At 29.8% G+C, this 4,893-nt stretch carries 3 protein-coding genes; all 3 read right to left on the bottom strand.

Features of this window, described 5'->3' with window-relative positions; all coding sequences use genetic code 11:
* Positions 1-1,940 (bottom strand): type IIA DNA topoisomerase subunit B (locus AB2369_RS11290; RefSeq protein WP_367666582.1); only part of this gene is annotated, 1,940 nt, incomplete at its 3' end.
* A gap of 249 nt (positions 1,941-2,189) precedes the next feature.
* A complete protein-coding gene (gene mnmH / locus AB2369_RS11285) occupies positions 2,190-3,233 on the bottom strand; it encodes a tRNA 2-selenouridine(34) synthase MnmH (protein ID WP_367666581.1) in 1,044 nt (347 codons plus the stop codon).
* A 454-nt stretch (positions 3,234-3,687) separates the two neighbouring features.
* On the bottom strand, positions 3,688-4,893 hold a 1,206-nt coding region (locus tag AB2369_RS11280; RefSeq protein ID WP_367666580.1), incomplete at its 5' end, for a glycosyltransferase family 2 protein.

The raw sequence follows: 4,893 nt of genomic DNA, 5'->3' as shown, positions 1-4,893 counted from the left end.
TACTTATACATATAATTTTTTCTTGGTTCCACAATATCTCCCATAAGAAGAGATACCATTTTTTCAGCCTTTGAAGCATCATCTATTGTAACTCTATGAAGAGTTCTTGTTTCAGGATTTAAGGTAGTTTCCCAAAGCTGATCTGCATTCATCTCTCCAAGTCCTTTATATCTTTGAATTATATATCCTTTTCCTATTTTCTTCTTGGCTCTTTCTAATTCATCATCACTATAAGCATATAATATATTTTCACGTCCACCTCTGTCTTTTTTATAAACCTTATATAGAGGAGGCATAGCTATATATAAATGTCCATTATTTATTAAAGGCTTCATATACCTATAAATATAAGTCATCCATAGAGTTCTTATATGATATCCATCTACATCCGCATCTGATAGAATTATTATTTTATCGTATTTTAAATCCTCTTCTTTATAATTATCAAGGGTTCCAGTTCCGATAGCTGTATTAAAGATTTTAAGCTCCTCAGAGGCTAGTACATTCTCCAGCTTTTGTTTCTCTGTATTCATTATTTTACCCTTTGAAGGCATTATACTTTGAAATCTTCTATCTCTCGCTTGTTTTGCAGAACCACCTGCGGAATCTCCCTCAACTACAATAAATTCATTTACACTCTTATCTTTTAGAGTACAAACTGCTATTTTCCCTGCTAAAGGAGCTGTTCCTTTACCTATTTTTTTCTTTTCTGCTTCATTTATTTTCTTTATCTTCTCTCTTCTTGCAGCAGCATCTTGAGCATTATTTATAATAAGAGTTGCTGTATCCTTATTATCTTCTATCCACTCACAAAGCTTAGTATAAGTAAGTTCATTCATCATAGTATAAGCTTCATTATTACCCAGCTTTGTTTTTGTTTGTCCTTCAAACATAGGATTAGATACCTTTATTCTTACAATAGAAGTAATACCTTCCCTAAGGTCATCTCCCTCAAACTCTTTCTCCTTCTCTTTTATAAGATTAAGCTTTTTTGCCCACTCTTTAAAAGCTCTAGTCATACCAGTTTTAAATCCTGTTTCATGAGTTCCTGCCTCTGTAGTTGGTATATTATTAACATAACTTGCTATATATTCTGTAGTGGAATCTGTAAACTGAATACAAACTTCCCCATACATAGATAAATCACCTATAACCTTTTCTCCTTCAAAAATTATAGGATTACTATGAAGAGGGGTCTTACTTTCATTTAAATATTCTATAAAATCTAAAAGTCCTCTTTCAGAAAAATACTCTTTTTTAACTTCTTCCTCTTTTCTTCTATCTATAAGTTCAAGCCTTATACCTTTATTTTGGAAAGCAAGTTCTTGGAGTCTTTCATCAATAACATCAAATTTAAAATCTATGGTAGAAAATACATCCTTATCAGCCATAAAACTTATTTTACTACCAGTTTCCTTAGATTTTCCTATTATCTCTAATTTACTTGTAGGAGTTCCTGGCATATCTCTTTTAAGCTCTTTATCATAGGCATATTCAAAAGTTTGCCTATATATATTTCCGTTTTGATAAATCTCAACTTGAAGCCACTTTGACAATGCATTAACAACAGCCGCTCCAACTCCATGAAGTCCTCCAGAGGTTTTATAGTTTTTATTATTAAACTTACCTCCTGTATGGAGTTCTGTAAATACCATTTCAACCCCTGACTTTTTCTTTATTGGATGAAGCCCTGTAGGAATACCTCTTCCATTATCTATAATAGTTACACTTTTATCCTCATTTAATATAATTGTTGCTTTATCTCCATATCCATTGGATATTTCATCTATAGCATTGTCTAGTATTTCCCATATGCAATGATGTAATCCCTTACTACCAGTGGATCCTATATACATTCCCGGTCTAATTCTAACTGGTTCTAACTTTTCTAGAGAGGTAAGATCTGTTACATCATAAGATTGTACATTCTTGTCTATCATATTAATCCTCCAATCTTACTGTAAGTATATTTATTATTAAACTAAATTCTCTTAATAAAAATTTCTATAAATAAGTTTATCTTATATTAACTAAAGCTTATTTTATACCCTACTTAAAGCCTATAATCTTCAATGTTTAAGTAAAGGTAAAAATTGGGACTTTATATAAAAATTCTATACTTAAGCTTAATTCTTATTCTTAACTTTAAGTATTTCTTTATACATAAGACATAATTTAAAGCTAAATAATTACATATCTTTAATGTTATCTTTATACCAATTAATTAGTTTATGTATTCCATCTTCTATATTCTCTATATATATGCTTTCATCAAAATGGTGTTTTTTCATAGAATTTAAGTACATAGGATCATAATAGCTTTTCATAAGTTCCATACACACTTCATAGTATTTTTCCTGACGAACTAGTTCACTATAAGCTTCTTTTTTATTTTTACCCATGTATTTTTCCATTCTATCTAAGGAAGATAGTATTTCTTCCTTTGCATTATCAGCTTTTGTATATTCTTTAACTAAGAGCTCAGCTCTATTCTCCATATTTCCTTCCACATAAATATGATATCCCTCAGTCATAGCATCAAAAATATAACTTGGAATAATTATATTCCCTATTCTTTTGCTCTCTCCTTCAATAAATATATAATTAGTTTTTCTATTTTTAAGCTCTTCATATACAATAGATTCAAACATCTTTTGGCTTCTACATCTTCCAAGACCTACTCCCCCAAGAAGAGATCCTCTATGGTTAGCTGCATATTCAAGGTCTACCATATCATATCCTTCTTCTTTTATCTTATTTAGAATCTCAGTCTTACCACATCCTGTCTTGCCATGAACTACAATATACTTAATCTCTTCATGGATTTTAGGAAGCTCTTTATTTATAAATTCTCTATATCCCTTGTATCCTCCTTTTATTCTATAGGAAGTTATACTTAATGCATTCATAAGAGAAGTTATACTTGCACTTCTCATCCCACCTCTAGCACAGAAAAAAACTAGATTTTTATGATTTTTATAAATTTCTGTGATTCTTTCATATATCTGTGGTAACTTTTTAGCCACTGCTTCTATTCCCATTTTCTTTGCTTTTTCTATACTTTCATTTATGTAGACTGTACCTATCTCCTCTCTTTCCTCATCTGTAAAAAGAGGTATGTTTATTGCTCCTAGAATGGTATTTTCCTTAAACTCTTTCTCAGTTCTAACATCTATTAATGCATAGTCTTTTAAAGTTTTATCCAAATCTTTGTATTCAATTAGTTTAAACATAACTTACACCAAACCTTTTGTTTATTTTAATATATTTAATTAAAGTTTATTTACTCTTTAGTGGCTCTTATTTTATATATTTTTTAAAAATCCCCTCACCATAATTAATCCTATATTTTAAGATATGTATGGTGCAATATAACCTTCACAAACCTTGCATTACAACATAATAGTATAATGTTATCCTATTATGTTGTCAAACTTATGTTCTTATTTTCCTGTTATATTATTTTATATTTTATTATAAATTTTTTCTTTACCTACTAACCTAGCTATAACCTAAAAATTATGAAATAACTATTTTAAATTTATAAGAAATTAGGCTCTAAACTATATCACATAAAATAACTTAACTATTACAATAAACTCATCTATATTTATTTTAAATTAAATATTTTTTAATACTTACTAATTTAATCCTTAGAATTAAAAAAATAACCAGTGAAATCACTGGTTATACATCATATATTCCTATTTGTCTTACGTGTTTTGTATGGCTCCATTCCTTCTTATCCTTATCTATTATACCTTGTATTGTTATAGGTATCCAAGTTAAGGTATAGATTCCATATAATAAGTACCACATAAATTGCTTAAAGGCAAGCTTTCCAAGAGCTATATATGTTACTCCTAAGAAAATAGCCATAAGTACTCCTTGAGCTCCTACTGCAACTATAAAGTCTGGATTCTCTCCAATTATGTGACTCATGAAAAATACATTTCCTGAGTATAATGCAAGCAGTGCAAAAAGCTTTCTTGATAATTTACCTTCAACTACCATTACAAATGGTGTTAAAAGAAACTGGAATATAGAAAATCCCTTCCATATATAAATTGGGAATAAATAATTAAGAGCAAATATGTTAAGTCCATTTGCAGCAAAATTTTGTGCCATGGTTAATACTAGTGAAACTCCTAGTAATAAAACTACAAATGGTTGTATTACATATAGTGCACAGTCAAAGGCTACTATATTTCTTTCCTTTATACCCTTCTTAATAAGCTTTAAAAAGAATCTAGATGCCACATCTGAGAATCCTTGCATCCATCTTTTTCTTTGCTTCCAAGACTCCTTTAACTTTAAAGGTTTCTCATCATATATGATAGCATCATGAGCCCAACCAACCTTTTCGCCATTCATAACTAACTTACAAGTAAACTCTAGGTCTTCTGTAAGGCAAGTAGCACCCCATCCTAGTCTCTTTAAAACTTTAGTGTTTATAACGAAACCAGTTCCACCTATTTGATTAGATAATCCAAGGTTCTTTCTAGCTAATTGGAATAATCTATTAGACGCCCAGAAAGATATTGAATATGCCTGAGTTATCCATGAGTCGTTTGGGTTTTTACTATCTAAATATCCTTGAACTACATTGTATCCTTCACACATATGATTATTCATTTCATTAAGAAAGTTCTTAGATACAAGATTATCTGCATCAAATACAGCTACTGCATCATATTTTTTATTCATCTTGAATATTTTATCAAACATCCACTCAAGGGCATAACCTTTTCCTCTTTTATCCTTATTTACTCTTTCAAAGACTTTAGCCCCATGTTCTCTTGCTATTTTTGCTGTTTTATCAGTACAATTATCCGCTATAACAAATATATCATATAGATGCTTTGGATAATCTAAATCCACAAGGCTTTCAAC

It is taken from the genome of Clostridium sp. (genome assembly GCF_040797585.1).
Lineage (GTDB): Bacteria > Bacillota > Clostridia > Clostridiales > Clostridiaceae > Clostridium_Z.
The sequence above is the reverse complement of the archived record's forward strand: the minus strand, read 5'-3'. Positions and strand labels throughout refer to the sequence as shown.

Excerpts from the sequence above, each read along its gene's own strand:
- mnmH (WP_367666581.1), bottom strand. The coding sequence starts at position 3,233 with ATGTTTAAACTAATTGAATACAAAGATTTGGATAAAACTTTAAAAGAC.